We start from the raw sequence: 21132 nt of genomic DNA on the forward strand, positions 1-21132 counted from the left end.
TTTGCCGATTGTGCAAGGAACTTTGCAAAATCGTCCTGTATCTTGCGTGCCAGTTGCGGATCGGAAACCGGTGCGTCCACCTGCGAGGAATCGACCACCACAACCTTGTCCCCCGCGAGGGAGGCGGACACATGCCCCGCCCCCAGCAACGCCTGCAGGGCACGCGCCTCATGCCCGTCACGGATCAGGTTATCCAGATCGCGATCGATCAGGCCGTGACGGTCAAGGAATGTATTGAAGCGAGAGGGGATGCGTATGCACCCTTCGGAATCAGAGCGACCCAGCCGTTGTTCCAGCAGGTCCGGATCGGTGGCATGCATTTCCAGCCGCACGACGGCAACCGCGCCTTTCTTGCGCCAGTCCTCGGTCGTCTGCCATCCGAAATCCCATACCCGCATGCCCTTGTCGCCATTGCCCCTGACGCCGAATTCATTTTTCGTGCCCTGCGCGCGATATCCATAAATCTGCCCGTCATTGGTAAAGATACCGACCGGGGTTCGGAAATGCTCCGCACGGCCGGGGCGTCCCGTGCTGACGCGCACGGAGCCAAGGGAGGTCAGGGCATCAAGGTCCCCTCCCCCAACGGTAACCCACAGTCTCTGTACCCGTTCGGAACGGTCCACCACCAGGATGACCTGCGGGCTGTCGGGCCAGAGATGGGCATTGTCCAGAAGCTGTTTCGCCAGCGACAGGCTGTGGCTGGTAATGGCTGGACTGGTCCGTACGATCTGCGTCCCCAGTTCGGCCTTCATGGCCGTCTGGAGGGCGCTTATCTCGTGCGAGACATCAGGCGTTGCAGGCTGGGCCCTGCCCTGTTCCATCGCGCAGCCCAGAATAAGGAATATCCCGGCCGCGCATGAAACCATCCGCATGTGGCTTTTGACATGATGGCCCGATGATCCTGCGTTATTCCGTTCCATCTTGAAAAAATCGTTCAGGGACATGTCTGTATGTTCAATTGTTTATTGATTTTGATGTCCTTGTTATCGGTGCGGAATGGGACATGGTGGACATGACGCAAGGCGGGATCAGGCTGGCGCGCATCCATGACGGCCAGAGTACGCCATGGATGCGCGATGGGGGCCGGTCAGGTGGCCTGCGGCCGGTCCGTGGCCTCGAAGCGCAGGGGCTCGCCGATGGCCATGCCCGGCAGTTCGCCTTCCCACATGACGGTATGGCCCCGGATGATGGTGCCCACCGGCCGTCCCGTCAGCGTCCGCCCGACAAAGGGTGACCATCCGCAGCGCGAGGCCAGCCAGTCCTGCCTGACTTCCCATTGGGCATTGAGGTCCACGATGGAAAAATCAGCGTCATATCCGACAGCGATACGTCCCTTCCGCACCAGTCCAAAAAGGCGCTGCGGACCCGCGGATGTCATGTCCACCACGCGGCGTAGCGTCAGCCGCCCATGGGCGACATGGTCAAGCATCAGGGGAAGCAGCGTCTGCACCCCCGGCATGCCGGACGGAGACGCGGGATAGGCCCGTTCCTTCGCGGCCCGAGTATGGGGGGCATGGTCGGAGCCGATGATGTCGGGCACCCCCTGCCCCATCCAGAACCACAGCCCGTCGCGGGCCGCGCGGTTGCGGATGGGCGGGTTCATCTGGGCCAGCGTGCCCAGTTCGGGATAGGCATCTTCGGCGGCAAGGGTCAGGTGCTGCGGCGTGACCTCACAACTGGCGATATCCTTGTTCGCGGACAGGAATTCCAGTTCCGCGGGCGTCGTGACATGCAGGACATGGATGCGACGCCCCGTCCTGCGCGCCAGCCGCACGATGCGCCGGGTCGCGCACATCGCCGTTTCCTCGTCCCGCCAGACCGGATGCGATGACGGATCCCCCTCCACGCGATGGGAAAGCCGTTCATGGAGGCGTGCCTCATCCTCGGCATGGATCGCCACGCGGCGGGAGCCGGAGCGCAGGACCCGCTCCAGAATCCGGTCGTCGGAAACCAGCAGGCTACCGGTCGAGGATCCCATGAAAATCTTGATGCCCGCCGTGCCTGGCAGCTTTTCCAGTTCGCCGCACCGGTCTGCATTGTCGGTCGTGGCGCCGACATAAAAAGCGTGCTCGCACCACATCCGGCCATGTGCCCGCGCCAGCTTGTTCCGGACGGCCTCGGGGGTATCGGTGGGGGGCTGGGTGTTGGGCATTTCAAAGACGCCGGTCACACCGCCCAGCACTGCGGCACGGCTGCCGGATTCAAGGTCTTCGGCATCGCCGGGACCGGGTTCCCTGAAATGGACCTGCGTGTCGATCACGCCGGGCAGGATGGTCAGGCCCGTGCAGTCAATCGTGCGCCCGGCCTTCCCCGTGCCGCCAATGCGGGCGATGCGCCCGTCGCGCACGAACAGGTCCGTCGCCACGGTCTGGTCAGGCAGGACAACCGTCCCGTTCTTCAGAAGCAGGTCGTAAAATGTGCCAGGCATCAGCTCTTCCGTCTCGTATGCGTTTGTGGAGCAGATGCTCAACCGGCTCCGGCGTGGAACGGAAAATAATCGACATGCAGGCGAACGTCCAGAAGCAGGCATTTCGTTTCATGTTCCGATGCGGCATGAGGCCGCCACGGCCTGATGAAGGCGGCCGCCCTTATTGCACGACGAAAAGCGTGATGACGCACAGGGTGGCCATCACGATGATGACGAGATGCCCGGACCAGTAATCCGGACCCGCATGCCGACCGCCAAGCGGGATGACTGCCGGGGCGATGTCACGATGCCGCTCTGTCATGATCCTTCCTTTGCCCGAATGTTAAATGCCACATGTGCCCTTCATGGCTGTCCCGCGAGCGTGTCCCACAACAGCCTGAAATTGAGAACGAGGATGGTCGTTGCAACGATCCATGCGAAAATCTTCATCGGGAAGGAAATGGCGAACTCCCCCATTTTTTCCCGATCGGAAACGAACATGACCAGCGGTACGACCGCGAATGGCAGCTGCATCGACAGAACGACCTGACTGAACATCAGCAGCTCCCCCACCCCGCGTGTGCCATACAGGGGTATGACGACAAGGACCGGCAGCACCGCAAGGCCGCGCGTCAGGAGGCGGCGCGCCCAGTGGGGAAGCGTCAGGTGCAGGAACCCCTCCATGGCGATCTGTCCGGCGAGTGTTCCCGTCACGGTGGAATTGGTGCCCGCCGCCAGCAGTGCCGTCGCGAACAGGGTCGAGGCGATTCCTACGCCAAGAATGGGGGACAGCAGGCGGTAGGCATCGGAAATTTCCGCCACGTCCTGATGCCCGCTGGCATGGAACGCCGCCGCCGCGACGATCAGGATGGCGGCATTGATGAACAGGGCCAGCACGAGGGCGATGGTGCTGTCCAGCGTTGCCCACCTGATGGCGTCCCGGCGTCCGGCGGCGGTACGCTGGAAATCACGGGTCTGCACGATGGACGAATGCAGGTACAGGTTATGCGGCATGACAGTCGCGCCGATGATGCCGATGGCGACATACAGCATGGAACTGTTGGTCAGGATCTGTGGTGACGGCATGAAGCCACGCAGGATCGCGGACAGCGATGGAACGGCAGCGACAAGCTGGACCACGAAGCAGCCCGCGATCACCAGCAGCAGTCCGATGACAAATGCTTCCAGATACCGAAAGCCGCGCCGCATCAGCAAAAGCACGAGGAACGCATCGCCGATGGACAGGATCGCTCCCCCGATCAGGGGAATGCCAAACAGCAGTTGCAGTGCGACCGCCGTGCCGATGACCTCCGCCAGGTCACAGGCGATGATCGCGAGCTCGCAGGACAGCCATAATGCAAGGCTGACCACGGGGGGGAAATGGTCGCGGCAGGCCTGCGCCAGATCGCGCCCGGTCACAATTCCCAGTCGGGCCGCCAGTGCCTGAAGCAGGATCGCCATCAGGTTCGACAGCATGATGACCGACAGCAGCCGATATCCGAACAGGCTGCCCCCCTGAAGGTCCGTCGCCCAGTTCCCCGGGTCCATGTATCCGACGGAAACCATGTATCCCGGCCCCACGAACGCCGCGAAGCGCCGCCACCAGGGGGCCGTGCCCTCCGGGACATGAATGCTGCCATGAACATCCGGCAGGCTGGGGCTGTTGCTGGTGCGCCGGGCAAAGCGCCAGCCGGGGGTGGAGGGCACGGATGGGCTGTCGGACATGGCACGGTGCCTCAAGACGCTGGTCTGTGCCCATTCAACGCGACGGTCCGCAAATATGCAACATGCTATATGTTGTGGTAACAACAATTTTTCATGGTACAGGGATGACCGCGCCCCGATCGGAGGAGATCGATCACCGGATCATGAGCTGAAGATGGTCCGGGGCTGGCGATGTCCGTCCCCTGCCCGTCAGGGGTATTGATCCTGGCGTGATGGAGGGATCATGGTCGCGGCATCGCCATGACGCGTCGACTTCCATTCCGGTCCTGTGCCGAACCGATGCCGGTCGATGCATCCGATTCCTGCGCGTCGGCATGACGCAGGCGAATGGAATGTCAGGTTGCCGCGTTTATCGCCCTGATGGCGCGACAGGGCGCGAGGTCGTCCTCAGTCCTTGTAATCCGGTTGTTCACGGTCCAGCTTGCGGATCAGCGCCTGCCAGATCAGTTGCCCCTGGTCCGTATCGTCCTCGAATTGCTGTCGTGCCCGTAAAATACTGTCCCGGGACGGGAAATGCAGCGGCATTCCGGTTGATTGCGCCGCGATCTGGATGCGACATGCCTGTTCCAGATAATACATGCGGTAAAAACATTCCGCCACGCTGCGCCCGACCGTCAGCAGGCCGTGATTTTGCAGGATCAGCCCGTGATGCTGCCCAAGGTCGCGAACCAGACGTTCGCGTTCGCTCAGATTGTCGTCGGCAGCAATCCCTTCATAGGCGTGAAAGCCGATCCGGTCATGAAATTCCATGCTGATCTGGTTGACCGGCAGGATCTTCTGATCCTGTGCCGCCACCGCCATGCCCGCGACCGTATGGGTGTGCATGACACAGGCCGCGTCCGGACGGGCACGGTGGATGGCGGAATGGATGACGAAGCCGGCCGGATTGATGGGCCATGCCGTAGGTTGCCGGGGGTGGCCGTCCGCATCCACTGTCACCAGCGAACTTGCGGTGATTTCCTCGAACAGGAACCCATAGGGATTGACCAGATAGGTATGCTGCGGACCGGGCAGCCGCACCGACAGGTGGGTATAGACGAGATCCGTCATCCCGAAATGGGCTATCAGCCGGTAGGCTGCGGCGAGTTCCTGCCTGAGCTCCTTTTCCGACGAAGGGTGCGCGGCTGGCATGGCGGTGGACATGGGCCTGTTGCCCTTCGGTTTCGTGCGCGTGGGATCAGGCGATGACCGCGTCGACGGCGTTGCAGAAACTGCGCATGTCGCTTTCGGAGCCAACGGTAACGCGCGAGCAGTTCGGCCATATGGACCAGTTGCGCCCGATCACGACGCCCTGTTTCGAAATTGCCTCGCGCACCGGCTGCGCGGGGCGTTTCCAGTCCACCATGAACATGTTCGCGGTGCTGGGAATATAGGATATGCCCCGCTGACGCAGATGCGCGAGGGTCTTTTCACGGATTTCCGTGGTCTGCGCGCGGCGTTGCGCTATTTCCTGCGCCCGCGTGATGCTGGCCAGCCCGGTGGCCAGCCCCACCGTCGACAGCATGAAGGACTGTGCAAAGCCATCATAGCGCATCATTTTCTCATGCAGGTCCGGGCGCGCCATGCTCAGCCCCAGACGCAGACCGGCCATTCCGAACAGTTTTGAGAAGGTGCGCAGTACGACAACATCCTTGCCCGCCGTCACCATCGAGGCCGCGCTGGGCGTGCCGGCGAAATGGATATAGGCTTCATCCACCAGCACGATCGAACCGGCAGGCTTGTTGGCAACCAGCCACGCGATGTCCTCGATCGGGGGCAGCGTCCCGGTGGGATTGTTGGGCGAACAGATGTAATAGACCCCGGCCCGGGGATTGGCGGCAAGCATGGCGCGGACATCCGGCCGCCAGTTGTTTTCGGGACGCAGCGGCACCTTGGTCAGGGGCACCTTCAGCCATTCCGCCGTTTCCCACGAAGGTTCGTAGGTGGGATTGACGGTCACAAGTCCACGTTGCGGGGAACAGAAGGTCACAATCGCACGGCACAGCGGATCGCCCGATCCCGGCCACGGCATGATGTGATCGGCGGGTACTTCGTCAACCGACGCCACCGCGTTGATAAGGTCCTGACGCAGATGTCCAGGCCAGTAACGATTTCCCCGCGCCACCATGGCGGAACCGGCGCGCACGCCTTCCTCCATCGGGCCGGTCCACCATTCGTTACTGTCAATTAACACTTTGCCTTCGTTATTGCCTGCCGACGCGACAACACCACGCGCCTGCGCCGCCCTGCCCGGCAGCGACGCCAGTGCCATCCCTGCCCCCAGCAGCGCGCCGATACGACCGAACTGGCGACGTGAATATCCACGTTCCAACAGGTCGCGTCGGGCATCGGCCGACAAAGTCGCATGTGTATTCATATATGCGTTCCTTGTTATGACAGGACACGGGCAGAAGGTGGCACCGATCCATATACAGGTTCACGCATCATGCAAGGTTATTCGTTACGATCAAGATTCATTGTGAAAACGGTGTTGTAACAGGTCATGAAACGGTCATTTGCCGACGCCCGGCAATGGCAGGCGTGACATGCCATTTTCTTTTTCATGGTTGCGCCGGATGTGGCGGAGACATTCCATAAATTATGTACTACCATGCAATATGGGTAATGATCATGTCGCAAGGGAGTCCCGACGCAGGGGCATGGTCATGCAGTGCACGCTACCGCCGCCGCGTGAAAACTGATCCAGATTCGGTGTCAGCACCTCGATTCCTTCGGCCCGCAGCATCCGGTTGATGCGGGTGCAGTGATGCGGACTTATGACCCGCCCCCTGCCAAGGGCAAGAACATTGCATCCCATGTCATTCATTGCTTCCTTGTAACTTACCGGCAGCAACTGTATGCCCTGTTCGCGCAGCCATTGCAGGTCGGTATCCGGCAGGACGTCCGTGACGGCGATGGCCGTATCGTCGCTGACCATGGTGAAAATGACATCCAGATGCAGGAAATGCGCCGGAAAACGGATTAGCCGGCACGTCCAGCCTTCCTGTGTGAACCACTGCGCGAATTCGCGTGCGCCCGCTTCGTCCGTGCGTCCCCCGCTGACGCCGATCACCAGCAGGCCGGGGCGTATGAAATGTATGTCGCCGCCCTCGATATGGCCCTGCGTGCAGGTTTTCCAGATTTCGTCCGGGCCATAGAACTGCCTGACCTGCGCCTCTTCGGGGCGGCGTTCGGGGCGGGCCATGTTGGTGACGACCGTGCCGAACGGCGTGGTCTGGGAACTGTCGCGGGTATAGACCTCGTAGGGCATCCCGCTTCGGGGCGTCAGGAAATGACAGGCGACATCCGCCATGCGCAGGGCATCCACCAGTTCATCAAACTGTGACAGCATGACCTCATGATTGACGCGCTGTCCCTCGGCCATGGTCTGGATTGCGATGTCATTACTGGGGATCCACGAATAATGATCCGGTCGGCAGAGAAGGACATCCGACAGGTTTCCGCTTTCGCTGTCAATGAACCAGCGGTTTGCTCTCATGACATGAAAATCCTCAACAGATACAGCAGACTGCTTTCCGTGCAGGGGGAAACGCTATCAGTGTCCGGAACGTGACGGGATAAAAATGATAACGAGTTCACTTTGAAATTCCATTAATTTATGGAACCGGAAAACTTGTTTGTGTCCAGAAATATATTGTTGCACTCTCTGGACAAACGAAGAGGGATAAGAGACGATTATGGCACCTTTCAGGTAACATAGTTCCGATTGGACCCATTCAGACAGAGCCGCCGCAGGTAACATGGACGGATCCCGACGCACATGACAGCCCAACCGACCACTCTTTCTTCCCCACCCCAGCCTTCCGGGCAGCGCCGGGCGTCAAAACGGCGCAGAACCGGGGGATTTCGCGGTCAGGTTGCCGAGGTTGATCTGCGTCTGCTGCGGGTATTCCGGACCGTGGCGGAGCGCGGGGGATTTTCCGCCGCCGAAATCGCGCTGGGTAAAAGCAAGTCTTCCATCAGTATTGACATATCGGCGCTCGAGAACCGCCTGAACATAAAGCTGTGCCAGCGTGGGCGCAGTGGTTTCGCCCTGACGGGCGAAGGACGCATGGTGCTTGAGGCGACGGAGGAACTTCTGTCGGACATCGACCGTTTCCAGCAGCGCATCAACAGCGCAAGCGGTGTCCTGTCAGGGCGTTTTTCCTTCTATATGCCTGATAACATCCTGATTCATGGCGAAACGGCGGTCATCCGCGCGATCAAGATCTTTACCTCGCGCAACCCGTCGGTCTTCATGAACATGTGTTCGGCCTCCCCGCGGGAGGTGGAACTTGCCGTTCTTGACGGACGCGCCACCGCGGGGATCGTGCTGCATGCTCCCCATCGTCCGGACCTGCAGAGCACGGCGTTGTTTACGGAATCCCTCGGCCTGTATTGCGGCGCAAGCCATCCGCTTGCCGATGTGCCGGAAGAGGACATCACGCTCGAAACTCTGACGCAGCAGCGCATGATCGAGGTTTCCAGCGCGGTCTCCTCCCCCGCGTGGGACAGGATCAAGGGACAGATGACGTTCTGCGCCGGCGCGGAAAACGTCGATGCGCGCGCCCTGCTGATCCTGTCGGGAAACTATATCGGGTTCCTGCCGGAGGCCTATGCCCGTCCCCTGGTCGAGGACGGGCTGCTGCGTCATATCGGGCCTGAAAGCCTGCGCCTGATGACCAGTTTCCATTTCTTGGTGCGCCCTTCCCCCGACACCAGCCTGATGATCGAAACCTTCCGTACGATCCTGGAAGAATCGTATTGAAATATTCCGTCTGTCGCGTGATCACGGACGTCTGCTCGTTCTGCTTTCCTTTCTTCGTGTTCCTGTCCCTGCTTGTGCGTCCTGTCATGGCGCAGCCCGTGGACATGCCGGATTTCATCCATGACGGCGTCCTGACGCTGTGTACCAACCCGGTCCTTCCCCCGATGACTTTCATGGATCATGCGGGGGGGGATGTTCCTGCCGGGGTGGATATCGACCTTGCCCGCGCGCTGGCTACGTACTGGCATGCGCGGCTTGAAATTTCTTCCATGGATTTTACCGGCCTGTTCCCATCGCTGATGGCCGGAAGGTGCTCGCTGGTTGCCAGCGGGGTCGCGCGTCTGCCCAGTCGGGAAAGAAACTTTGACGCCGTGCCCTATCTCGATACGGCAATGGTGGTTGTCGCGCCTGTCACTGCGGTCCCGATCGCCGGCATGGCGGATCTTTCGGGGCAGCATGTCGCCGTGCAGGCAGGGACAAGTTACGCCGCGATGCTTGAACGTCAGAATGAAATCCTGATTGCGCGGCATCGCCTTCCCATTGAAATAGACCAGTATCCGACCGAAGACGCCGTGGTGCAGCAGGTGCTTCTGGAACGGGATTTCGCCTTCATCAGTCAGGACGTGGAGGTATCTTTCCGCCAGAAACAGCTGCATGGCAGGGTGCATGTCATCCTGCGCGCGGATGATCCCGATTACCGGCAGTTCGCGTTATATATCCACAAGGATCCGCACGACCGCGATGCCCTGCAGCGTGCCGTTGCCAGCCTGTCTGGCGACGGGCAGCTCAATGCAATCACCCGCAGGTGGTCGCTGGTCGCTGGCGATGCCACAGCCCTGTCGTCCGGCCACGATGCCGTTTTCGCATGGCATGACTTTTTCAGTGCCCTGACGTCGCTGTCGTTCCTGCGTGGCGCGGCGCTGACCCTTGGGCTGGCGCTGGCGTCGCATGCGACAGCCATCGTAATTTCCGTGCCCATGGCGCTCCGCCTTGATGGGCGGGCGGGGCTGCTGCGCTCGTTCCTGCATCTTTATGTCTATCTGTTCCGTGCCGTGCCGACATTGCTGCAGCTGCTGTTCGTGTGGAATGCCCTGCCGCAGTTCTGTCCCGTTTTCCGGCATGCCTGGTTCACGCCCTTCTTCGCGGCATGGATATCCCTTTCACTTAACGAAAGCGCCTATCAGGTTGAAATCAACCGTTCCGCCCTTGCCTCCGTCGATGCGGGACAGGTTGCCGCCGCGCGCGCGTTGGGGATGCGTGGGCGGCAGATCTATCGTTATGTGATTTTTCCGCAGGCGCTGCGGATCGCCCTGCCCCCGACGGTCAATGATTTCATCACGCTGCTCAAGACCACGTCCCTGGCTTCCGTCATTTCACTGCACGAACTGCTTTCCGTAGCCCAGATGGACGTGGCGCGCAGTTTTGAATTTACGGAGTATTATGCGGCCGCACTTGTATATTATCTGCTGATGGTCCTGTCCTTCATCATGGTGCAGAGATGGATGGAACGGCGCTTCGGATGGAATATGGGGCACGCACATGAAAGATGACCCGGGCACGTCCGTGATGCCCCGGCCGGTCGCGCTGCAGGCTCGTGCGCTCAGCCGGTATCATGGTGATTTCACCGTGCTGGATGGTATTGATCTTGAAATCCGCAAAGGCGAGAAAATAGCCATCCTGGGGCCATCGGGGGCCGGCAAGTCCACCCTGATCCGCTGTTTCAACCGGATCGAGGTCCATGACAGCGGTACCCTGTCAATCAATGGACAGGTGATCGACCGCAATACGGATCTGGTGAAATTGCGGGGAATGGTCGGGCTGGTCTTTCAGGATTACAACCTGTTTCCGCATCTGAGCGTACTGGACAACTGCACGCTGGCCCCGCGTATCGTGCGCAATGCGGCCCCCGTGGATGCCCGCAACCTTGCCCTGGAATTTCTGGAAAAGGTGGGCATTGCCGAACAGGCAGGGAAATATCCCGCGCAACTGTCGGGCGGGCAGCAGCAGCGCGTCGCCATTGCCCGCGCCCTGTGCATGCAGCCGGAAATCATGCTGTTTGACGAGCCGACCGCGGCACTGGACCCCGAGGCCATCAGCGACGTGAAGAACATCATAAACGACCTGTGCGCGGCGGGGATCACGACGGTTTTTGTCACGCACGAAATGGGTTTTGCCCGGCACGTGGCCGATCGCGTCATGTTCATGGACTGCGGGAAGATTCTTGAAACCGCCCCCGCGACATCCTTTTTTCACTCCCCCGACAGCCCCCGCGCACGGGCCTTTCTTGACCGTATGCTGTGCCTCTGACCGGGCTGCCTACCCCTGCTCCGTCACCTGCCGCGCGTGCGCGCTTTCCCATTTCCTGACCAGCGGCAGCAGCAGCGCGAAGATCAGGGTCGCCCCGCCCGCCACATATGCAAGGTCGCGGAACAGGCTGCCATAGATTACCAGTGTCTGCGCGGGGTCGGCTTCTTTTCCCCCGGCATTGTCAATGGCGGCCATGTTGGCGACCATGCTGCCGACATACATCGCAAAGCCGATCATCACGTAAAAGCAGCCCGCCATGAGGGCGCTGATGCGTGCGGGAACATACCGCGCGATGGCAGCGAGGCCGAGGCTGTTAAGCATGAGTTCCCCGATGGAAAGCGGGCCGTATCCGATCAGCATCCACCACGGCGACACATAGGGGGTGGACGACATGCGCGCGCTGAGCCACCAGATCACGAAGGACAGTGTGACACAGGCGAACCCGACCACGAATTTCCCCGCGATGCTCAGATCGGCATCGCGCCGCCTCAGCCAGTTGTAAGTCCCGATCACCAGCGGGGTGCCCAGCATGATCCATAATGGATTGAACCCCTGGAACTGTCCGGCCGACAGCGAAAACAGGTTCAGCCCGAACAGGGTGAAATCCTTGCCCACATTGCGCAGCGTGAACAGGGTCAGCGACGTGACCATCTGCTGATAGAAAACGAAATAGAGGGCTACCTCGAAAATCAGCAGATATATGATCTTCAGGCCCGGCCGTTCATGGGGCGCCACCCTGAAATAAAGGACGATCCATCCCGCGATGATCAGCAGGCCGGAGGCGATGACCAGCAGGCCCTGGATCGAACTGGATTCAAAAATATGCGCGATCACCGCAACGGCCAGCAACATCGTCACGGATATCATCGCCGTACGCCGCATGGGGACGGGCTGGAAATCCGGCGCCGTGCCGATGGACGACAGCCGCTTTTGCCGCAGGAAATACCCGCCAATCCCAAGCAGCAGCCCCAGGCCACAGGATATGAAGGCCGTGCCCCAGCCATAGGCCTGCTGGATCCAGGGGGTCAGGAACAGCGAAAATGTCGATCCGATATTGACGGACATGTAATAGATCGTGAAGGCCACATCGAGTTTCTGTGGCTCGTCACGATAGATGATGTTCACTGTATTGCACGAATTGGGCTTGAACAGGCCATTGCCCACCGAAATGGTCGCCATCCCGAGAAAGAGGGAATGGGCGTCCCCACTCATCACGCCCAGCAGGAGATAGCCGGTCGCGAGGACCATGGCGCCCACCAGCATCGTCCGGCGCGATCCCAGCACCCGGTCGCCAAGCCATCCCCCCATCACCGGGGCGGCATAGGTTATGGCGGCGAAGCTGCCCCACAGCATGTTGGCCTGCGTGTCGTGCATGCCCAGTTTCTGGACCATGTAGAGCAGCAGGATCGCCTGCATGCCATAGAAGCCAAACCGCTCCCATATCTCGATGGCGAGGACGACACGGAAGGCGGCGGACCTGTCGGTGGCGGACATGGACTTCATGTCCGCCTTGACGTCGGGAATCTGCATCTGGCCGGACTCAGGGCACGACCGGCAGCCATACCGCCGTCGGATGCGCCCGGTCATGATAGATGTCCTGCGTGGCTGCGGTGTAATCCTCCTTGTGGGCCTTCAGGATATTGGGGACGAACTTCTGCGGGTTGCGATCATACAGCGGGAAGAGGCTGGACTGGATCTGGATCATGATCCGGTGGCCCGGTTCAAAGACGTGATTGACCGCTGGCAGCGTAAAGCGGTAGCGCGTCACCTGACCGGGCGTGATCGCGGTGGGCTTTGCAAAGTCCTGCCGGTAGCGGCCCCGGAAGATATCCATGGAAACAGCAAGTTCGTATCCCCCCATTTCCGGGCGGTCGGCCGTGGTCGGCGGGTTGACGTCGATGACCTTGACGACCCAGTCGGAATCCGTGCCGGTGGTGGCGGCATACAGGTCCGCCACGGGAACGCCGCTGACCTTGACCGGGGTGGTCAGGACCGGCGTTTCATAGGTCAGGACATCCGGGCGGCTTTCAGCCTGGCGCTGGTCCTGCACCAGCCATGTCTTCCATCGATCTGAATCGGAAACGAAGGAGAACGGGCGCGCGATGAAGGGCACGGGATGCTGCGGATCGGACACATAACGGTCCGATGCCTGTTCCTCATGATCGGGCTGACGGGTGGAAAGGCCATGTTCCGCATGCACGAAGAACGGTTGCAGCGGATGCGGGCAATGTCCGTCGCACGCCAGCGGCCAGCGATCGAGATAGTCCCAGTGGTTTTTGCCGGTGTTGTAGATGATCGCTTCGGGCAGGTGGACCGAGGCCGCGCCGGGACGCAGGTACTGATCAAAAAATGGCCGCAGGACGTCGTGGCGGAACTGTGCGGCGGTGTCGCCATTCCATTGCAGCGGCCCAAGCGACGAGCCGTTGTAATTCACCTGGCTGTGCCGCCATGGACCCATGATCAGGACATTGGGAACCGCAGGCGTCGTGGCCTGAAGGACCTGCCACGCATGGATGGCGCCCCACATGTCTTCCTGATCCCACAGCCCCTGTTCCCACAGGGTCGGAACCGTCGCCTTGCGCTGCGCCAGAAGATGGTCAAGGGCCTGCTGCTGCCAGAAATTGTCGTACGCGGGATGGGCCAGCATGCGCTGCCACCACGGGAACTGATCCAGTCCGGCATCATGCGCGAACTGCTCGGTCGAACCGGCGGCAAGGAAATTGGTGTAATCATCATGGTCGATGCGCGGAATGGCCTTCCCCGATCCGCGTTCGGTCATCTGCATGGTGAAATAGTCAAGGCCACCCTGGCGGAACGCGCCATAATGATACCAGTCGTCGCCCATCCAGCCATCGACCATCGGGCTTTCGGGGGCCGCGACCTTCAGGGCGGGATGCGGGTCCAGCAGCGCCATGACCACCGTATATCCTTCATAGGACGATCCCAGCATGCCGACGCGTCCGTTGCTTTCGGACACGTTATGGGTCAGCCATTCGATCGTATCCCACGCATCCGTCGTCTCGTCCGTCTTGGTCGGGTTGAGCGGGCCGCGCGGCGGACGGGTCATGACATAATCCCCTTCCGACCCGTATTTGCCGCGGATGTCCTGAAAGACGCGGATATAGCCGCCTTCGACGAACGTATCGTCCCCCTGCGGCAGAATCGAACGAATGTCCGGCGCGTCGGGAATGCGGTTCGCCCGGGCCGACGCATGATAGGGCGTGCGCGTCAGCAGGATCGGTGCCTGCGTGGCCCCTTTCGGAATGACAATGACCGTATGCAGTTTCACGCCGTCACGCATCGGGATCATGACGTCGCGCTTGATATAGTTGCGTGCGCTGTCAGGGAAAACCACATGGGCGGGAATGTCGTTGCCGGTCTGTACCGTCAGTGCCGCGGCATCGGGCGACGTTGCCTTCGACGGCGCGGGAGTTGCATCCGCCGCGTATGACCTGTCGGCCATCGCGCCGGTTGATACGCATGCAATCATGATTGCCAGCGACGGCAGCCGCCGCCAGGAAAGCCGTGTCACGTCATTCCACTCCACTGTTGCCCATGGGACGTTGTTGTAGCACTGCCTTTATCATAGCAACCCGTTATTCCGAACGGTCAAAACGTCCCCTGTCCACAAGATCGGAAAATGGCGCGCGCCTGCCCTGCTGGCCCCTGAGGAAAACGGGAACACAAGCCTGCGATGAAAGGTCGTGGACGGCCGGATTTCGCGGAACACGCGGGCGGAGCTGTATTTATTTTAATGAATTTCACATAAAAAAATATGGAACCGTAACGGTTTATGTCTATGACAGGAATGGAAATGACATTCCGCAAGGAGAGATATTGTGCGTTTCGCAGATGACGACGCGTCAGGTAAATTTTCAATGCGTCATATATTGTCGGTATTTACCCTGGTCGCAGGGGGGATCGCATGCGTTTCCCCGTCCCAGGCAGCCGCTCCCGCTTCTTCTTCCGATCTGACGCCGGGCGGCCTGCCACGGAGCGTCGTTCCGTCAGCCTATCGCATCAGTGTCGATACGGACATGAAGGCCCTCGTGCTGAAGGGGCATGAGGATATCGACCTTACCGTGACAAGCCCGGTGGGACGGATCGTGCTCAACCAGGCGGGACTGAAACTGGAGGCTGCCACGGTTGATGGCACCCCGCTGCAGGTCACTCAGGACGAAACCGCGCAGACCGCCACGCTGACCGTTCCGGTGCCGGGACAGCTTCCGGCTGGAAAGCACGTGCTGTCCATCCGTTACAGCGGGCCGATCCCCCAGACGCCCAATGGCATCTATTACGATGACTACCGCACCGAAAAGGGCAAGAAGAAGCGGATGCTGGTGACCCAGTTCGAGGTCGCCGACGCCCGTCGCATGTTCCCCAGCTGGGATGAGCCGTCCTTCAAGGCGACCTATCAGCTGAGCGTGCGGGTACCGCGTTCCTATACCGCTGTCAGCAACATGCCCGTCACCTCGGTTTCCAAGGAAAAGGGCGACACGAAATACGTCAATTTCGCGACGACCCCCCGCATGTCCAGCTACCTGCTGGCGGTGGTTGCGGGCGATCTGGGCGCGGTGCATGGCATGGCTGGCGCGACCCCCATCAATGTCTATGCCCCGTCGGGTGAGGAAAAGAAGGGCGAATACGCGCTGGGTGCGGCAACCGCGATCCTGCCGTACTATAACCAGTATTTCGGTGTCTCATATCCCCTGCCCAAGCTGGACCTGATCGCCATTCCCGGCAATTACGAAGCCGGCGCGATGGAAAACTGGGGCGCGATGACCTTCATCGACAATGCGGTCCTTTTCGATCCCAAGCACAGTTCTCCCGAAACCAAGGAATGGGTCTATCTGGTGGTGGCGCATGAAATGGCGCACCAGTGGTCGGGCGACCTTGTGACCATGGGATGGTGGAATGACATCTGGCTGAACGAAGGTTTTGCTTCGTGGATGGAAACAAAGGCCACCAATCATTTCAATCCCGGATGGGAAATCTGGCCCCGGCAGCATTCCGATCGTGAAGCGGCGATGGCGCTGGATGCGCAGTCGACCACCCATCCGATCCAGCAGACCATTCACGATGTCAGCGAAGCCAGCAGCGCGTTCGACCGCATCAGCTACCAGAAGGGTGAGCAGGTCATCCGCATGATCGAGAACTGGCTGGGCGAAGACCGGTTCCGCGACGGCATGCGCGAATACATGCAGGCCCATGCCTATGGCAACGCCACCAGCGACGACCTGTGGAAGGCGCTGTCGCATGCTTCGGGACAGGATGTCGGCCCCCTTGCCCGCACGTTCGTGGAACAGCCCGGCATTCCGCAGGTCAACGTGGCGCGCCGCTGTGTCGGTGGCAACACGGTCCTGACCCTGACGCAGGGGCGGTTCAGCATCCATGACCCGCATGCCGCGCCGCTGAAGTGGAAGGTCCCCGTTGTCGCCGGTACCGCCACGGACGCGAACGTGCAGAAAATCGTCCTCGGGAAGTCCCCCGTCACGCTGCGCGTCGCGGGATGTGACCAGGCGGTAAAGATCAACCTTGGCGAAAACGGGTATTACCGCACGCGCTATGACGCGGCCTCGCTTGCGCTGCTGCAGAAGGATTTCGCCTCTTTCGGGCCGGCGGACCGCGCCAACATCCTTGGCGACGAATTCGCCCTGTTCCAGTCCGGTCAGGCGTCGCTGAAGGATTATCTGTCGCTGGTGGCCAACCTGCCCGCCACGCATGAAAACGATATCGCCGTCTGGCAGGATACGATTTCGCACCTGATGGCGCTCGACACCATGATGACCGGCACGCCGGCGCAGGCGCAGTTCCATGATTTCGCCCGCTCCGTCCTGCAGGGCCAGATGCAGCGTCTGGGCTGGAACGTACGCGCGGACGAACCCTTTACCGACACGCTGCTGCGGCCGAGCGTGATTCGGGCACTGGGTCAGTTCGGGGATCGCGACATCATCGCCGAAGCGCAGGTCCGGTTCGAAAAATATCTCAAGAACCAGAACTCCCTGCCGTCCAGCCTGATTGAGCCGGTTGCCGTTATCGTCGGCAGCGAGGCGACGGAAAAAACGTACGACCAGATCGAGAAGGTCATCCGCAAGGCGCCGGACACCGAACAGAAACTTCGTTTCTTCGGCGCACTGGCTTCGGCGCATGATCCCGCGCTGATGCAGCGCAGCGTCGCCCTGGCCTATAGTGGCATCATTCCCAACGGGCGCATCGTCATGTCCCTGGCCACGGTCGCGCGCAGAAGCGGGCACCCCGATCAGGTGTGGGATATCGTCCTGAAGAATCAGGATGCCATCAGGAAGCTTCTGGCCCCCTGGTCGCAGGAAAAACTGCTTCCCGCCGTGGCGGGGGAGAGCGTGAATCCTGATATCGCAACCGCCCTTCTGGCAAATCCTTCAAGCAACTCCTCACGCGGGAGCCTCGTTGCAGCACGGCAGGCTGCGGACAAGATACGGTCCAACGCCGAGATCTATGGCCGGGCACGTACTGACCTGACGGAGTGGATGCAGTCCAACAACGTTAAATAAAAACCAATGTAAACTTAAAAGAGTGCCCCACATTGTGTTGTCTTTGAGCAACACAATGTGGGGTAAGGTTACACTTTAGTATATTCTTATTGAACGGGATTGTTTTCGACTGTGTAATGAGAACACCGATAATTCGCCCATCGGCGCATCGCAAATTGTATGCATGTGTTAGCTGTCGACTGGATGTCGTAGGGAGTAGAATTGCTAATGTTCAAATCATCACGCAGGCTGTCGATAGATTCTAGATATTCACGTTTCTTGCTGGCCTACGTTTCTCTGGGGGTCCTGATGTGGCCGCAGGCCTATGCCCAGGCCCAGACGGTTGCGTCGAAAACCACCGACAACAAGGTGACTGTCAAAAAAAGCAAAAAGAAGGCAACTACGAACGCGGGCTCGACGAGCACCACCGCGACCTCCACCGGTGCGGCCGCGGTTTCGCAGGCACAGGCGGATGCTTCCGGCAACCCTGCTCCGCGTTCCGAAAACATCGTCGTGACCGGTTCGCTGCTGCATGATCCCAACCTGCAGAGCGCATCGCCGATTACCCACATCACTGCTGGCGACATGCAGAAGCGTGGTATCAAGACGGTTACCGACGCCCTGCAGCTTCTGGCTTCCAACGGCTCGGGCAACCTGACGAACGCCTTCTCGGCCAACGGCGCGTTCGCCGGTGGCGCGTCGGCCCCGTCGCTGCGTGGACTGAGTACTGACTCCACCCTGGTCCTGATGGACGGGCAGCGTCTTTCCTACTACCCGCTGTCGGATGACGGCGAACGTAACTTCGTCGACACCAACTGGATGCCATCCTCGATCATGCAGACGATCGACGTGATGAACGACGGTGGTTCCGCGACATACGGTGCTGACGCCGTCGCGGGTGTGATCAACTTCATTACCCGTAAGGAAATCCAGGGTTTTGAAGGAAATGCCGAAGGCGGCGTGAGCCAGCGCGGGGACGCGGGGCATCAGCGTCTTTACGCGACCTATGGTCATGGCGACCTTGAGCGCGATGGTTACAACTTCTACATCAACTCCGAATATCAGCAGGATGACGCGCTGTATAACCGTCAGGTCGGTTATCCCTATAGCTCGAGCAACCTGACCGGTATCGGCGGCACCAACGGTGACACCAACGCCCTTGGGTCCGATGGCTCGATCCAGAACTTCGGTGCGACCACGACCCCGGTTGTCCGTCCCAGCGATGGCGGCAACAGCGGAACGGGCCCATGGCAGCTGCTGAACCCGTCAGCGGGTTGCGCAAGGGGCAAGCAGGTTTCGGGCTATGTCACGGGCACGCCGGCTGGTTCCACCAGCACGACCTGTACTGTGGACAGCGTCCATGATTACAGCCAGATCGCCCCGTCGCTCCGCCGTATCGAAGCCACGGCGCATTTCACCGCCAACGTAACCTCGCATTCCCAGCTGACTGCGATGTTCACCTACTCGCAGGCCCTGTCGCAGTATTCCGGCGATCCGCTGAGCTATGACACCGTGCGTAACTACACCCAGTCGAAACTGGCGAATACGCTGAGCGTGCCCATTCCGGCGTACCTGCCCAATGGTCAGCTCAACCCCAACGATCCGTATGCCTCCCAGGGCAAGGCGGCGGAAATGGAATATGCCTTTGCCGGCATGGTTCCCAGAACCAGCCAGTACAGCCAGAACTTCCGTGGGTCCGTGCGTTATAACGGCACCGCGCATTCCAACTGGGGTTCGGACTGGAAATATGATGCCAACTTTGTTGGCATGAACACCGATCTGGAACAGACCATCACCGGCGTTCCGACGATCAATGGCATCGAAGATGCGATCATAAACGGCACCTATAACTTCATGGATCCGTCCGCGAATTCGAAGTCGGTCCTGAATTCGATCGCGCCCAAGAACGTGATGCATGCCCAGACGCAGGAATATTCGGGCGAAGTTTCGCTCAGCAAGGGCCTGTTCCGTCTGCCGGGTGGTATGGTTGACCTCGCGATCGGGGCCAACGTCCGTTATGAATCCCTGAACGATCCCAGCGCGAACGAATCAAACCCGTCCGATCCCGGGGCGCAGTACGCGGGCTATATCAACCCGTTCTATGCTTACGGCAGCCGTTGGGTTGAATCCGGCTTCTTCGAAGTTGGCATTCCCATCGTGAAGATGCTGAACGTCGACGTGTCTGGTCGTTATGACCATTACTCGGAAGGCTACAGCCACTTCTCGCCAAAGGTTGGCGTGAACTTCAAGCCGGTCAAGCAGTTCACCCTGCGCGGCACGTTCTCCCGCGGCTTCCGCGTGCCCAGCTTCGCGGAAACGGGCGGTGCGAACGTTGGTTACGTGAACTACACCATTCAGGATCCTGCGTGGCATAACCAGCATCTGAACGCCAACGGGACGGCTGACTCGTATGCACAGTCCTACAGCATGGGGCTGAACACGTCGGGCAACCCTGACCTCAAGCCTGAAATCTCCACCAACTTCACGGGTGGCGCGGTTATCCGTCCCCTCCCCTGGTTGAGCCTGACGGCGGACTACTACTACATCCAGAAGTCTAACTACATCGCCCCCAACCCCGTGTCGTATGATACGGTTGCGGAAGATTACGTGACGGGCAAGGCGCTGCCGGCCGGTGTTACGGTCACGCCTGACGTGGTTGATACGCTGCACCCGAATGCTCCGGTCCGTCCGGGCATCATCAACATGGGTTATGTCAACACCAACAAGCTCACGACCGATGGTGTTGACCTGCATATCGACGCCAGCCGTCGTCTGCCGGGCTTCCTGCATAACATCCGTTGGTACAGCCGTGGTGAAGCGACGTATGTCCGCAGCTTTAACCTGACCCTGCCCAATGGCCAGGTTGAACACTTCGCGGGAACTGAAGGTCCGTGGGAAATCACCTCGGGTTCGGGAACGCCGCGCTGGCGTGCGAACTGGCAGAACACCTTCAGCTGGAGGAACCTGTCCGTAACGCCGACCGTGTACTACACCAGTGGCTACAAGACCGTTGCTGAAGATGCGACGGGGCCTGGAACCCGTGGGTCGTGCGCCAACTCGGTCGTGCCGTCCGCTAACTCCTTCTCACCGCAGGGCCAGTGCCATGTCAAGAACTACTGGGATGTGGATCTGACGGTTAACTACAACATCAACCGTCGCTGGTCGGTTTATGCCAACGTGTATAACCTGCTTGGCTTCCGCTCTCCGTATGACTTCGGAACCTATGGTTCCTACCTCTACAACTCTTCCTGGTCGCAGAAGGGTGTCATCTACCGCTCGTTCCAGTTCGGCGTTAACGTAAAACTCTGATCGGAATGTGTTGAAATATCCCGGGTTTTCGAGCGATCGAAAGCCCGGGATTATTTTTGTTTTCTTTCATGCCCCGTTGAAACGCGGGATCGACCGGGTCGTTCATATGAAGGTCCGGCCGCCTGCCC

The 21132-nt window shown here is 60.1% G+C and carries 14 protein-coding genes; 5 read left to right on the plus strand and 9 right to left on the minus strand.

Annotated features, from left to right (window positions below):
- The 7 genes from NJLHNGOC_RS03100 to NJLHNGOC_RS03125 form a co-directional block, all read right to left on the minus strand.
- Positions 1-944, minus strand: a 944-nt coding sequence (locus NJLHNGOC_RS03100) for a L,D-transpeptidase (protein WP_239021291.1), incomplete at its 3' end; no start/stop codon positions are given.
- A 143-nt stretch (positions 945-1087) separates the two neighbouring features.
- Positions 1088-2428: a dihydroorotase gene (locus NJLHNGOC_RS03105; RefSeq protein ID WP_113595058.1), complete on the minus strand. Its 1341-nt coding sequence runs from the start codon at positions 2426-2428 to the stop codon at positions 1088-1090.
- A 160-nt stretch (positions 2429-2588) separates the two neighbouring features.
- Positions 2589-2729 (minus strand): hypothetical protein, encoded by a 141-nt coding sequence (locus tag NJLHNGOC_RS15825; RefSeq protein WP_165837829.1) that lies wholly within the window; start codon positions 2727-2729, stop codon positions 2589-2591.
- A gap of 41 nt (positions 2730-2770) precedes the next feature.
- Positions 2771-4132, minus strand: a complete 1362-nt coding sequence (locus NJLHNGOC_RS03110; RefSeq protein ID WP_113595059.1) for an Nramp family divalent metal transporter — start codon at positions 4130-4132, stop codon at positions 2771-2773.
- Between the two features lie 387 nt (positions 4133-4519).
- Positions 4520-5275: a class II aldolase/adducin family protein gene (locus NJLHNGOC_RS03115; protein WP_239021292.1), complete on the minus strand. Its 756-nt coding sequence runs from the start codon at positions 5273-5275 to the stop codon at positions 4520-4522.
- A 34-nt stretch (positions 5276-5309) separates the two neighbouring features.
- A complete protein-coding gene (locus tag NJLHNGOC_RS03120; RefSeq protein WP_113595060.1) occupies positions 5310-6488 on the minus strand; it encodes a pyridoxal phosphate-dependent aminotransferase in 1179 nt (392 codons plus the stop codon).
- Positions 6489-6740: 252 nt separating this feature from the next.
- Complete coding sequence (locus NJLHNGOC_RS03125; protein ID WP_113595061.1) at positions 6741-7610, minus strand: dimethylarginine dimethylaminohydrolase family protein; 870 nt, start codon at positions 7608-7610, stop codon at positions 6741-6743.
- A 282-nt stretch (positions 7611-7892) separates the two neighbouring features.
- Here NJLHNGOC_RS03125 and NJLHNGOC_RS03130 point away from each other — a divergent pair, with 282 nt between their 5' ends.
- From NJLHNGOC_RS03130 to NJLHNGOC_RS03140, 3 genes are read left to right on the plus strand one after another with little or no spacing between them, the layout of a single operon-like run.
- Positions 7893-8879: a LysR family transcriptional regulator gene (locus NJLHNGOC_RS03130; RefSeq protein ID WP_113595062.1), complete on the plus strand. Its 987-nt coding sequence runs from the start codon at positions 7893-7895 to the stop codon at positions 8877-8879.
- On the plus strand, positions 8876-10429 hold the full coding sequence (locus tag NJLHNGOC_RS03135; protein WP_338045539.1) for an ABC transporter substrate-binding protein/permease: 1554 nt from the start codon (positions 8876-8878) through the stop codon (positions 10427-10429). The genes NJLHNGOC_RS03130 and NJLHNGOC_RS03135 overlap by 4 nt, the downstream gene beginning before the upstream one ends.
- Positions 10419-11186, plus strand: a complete 768-nt coding sequence (locus NJLHNGOC_RS03140; protein WP_113595063.1) for an amino acid ABC transporter ATP-binding protein — start codon at positions 10419-10421, stop codon at positions 11184-11186. Before NJLHNGOC_RS03135 ends, NJLHNGOC_RS03140 begins: the two co-directional genes overlap by 11 nt.
- Positions 11187-11195: 9 nt before the next feature.
- Here the strand turns inward: NJLHNGOC_RS03140 and NJLHNGOC_RS03145 are convergent, their stop codons facing one another.
- Positions 11196-12680, minus strand: coding sequence for a peptide MFS transporter (locus NJLHNGOC_RS03145; RefSeq protein ID WP_113595162.1), 1485 nt, complete (start codon positions 12678-12680; stop codon positions 11196-11198).
- Between the two features lie 46 nt (positions 12681-12726).
- Positions 12727-14676 carry a CocE/NonD family hydrolase gene (locus NJLHNGOC_RS03150; RefSeq protein WP_113595163.1) on the minus strand — a complete coding sequence of 650 codons (1950 nt, stop codon included), beginning with the start codon at positions 14674-14676 and terminating at the stop codon, positions 12727-12729.
- 388 nt (positions 14677-15064) lie between these two features.
- On the opposite strand from NJLHNGOC_RS03150, the gene NJLHNGOC_RS03155 reads away from it, so the two are divergent.
- Together NJLHNGOC_RS03155 and NJLHNGOC_RS03160 are read left to right on the plus strand one after the other, a co-directional pair.
- Positions 15065-17716 (plus strand): M1 family metallopeptidase, encoded by a 2652-nt coding sequence (locus tag NJLHNGOC_RS03155; protein ID WP_113595064.1) that lies wholly within the window; start codon positions 15065-15067, stop codon positions 17714-17716.
- Positions 17717-18004: 288 nt separating this feature from the next.
- Positions 18005-21004: a TonB-dependent receptor plug domain-containing protein gene (locus NJLHNGOC_RS03160; protein ID WP_239021311.1), complete on the plus strand. Its 3000-nt coding sequence runs from the start codon at positions 18005-18007 to the stop codon at positions 21002-21004.
- Positions 21005-21132: the final 128 nt, after the last annotated feature.

The organism is Novacetimonas cocois (genome assembly GCF_003311635.1).
GTDB classification, from domain to species: domain Bacteria; phylum Pseudomonadota; class Alphaproteobacteria; order Acetobacterales; family Acetobacteraceae; genus Novacetimonas; species Novacetimonas cocois.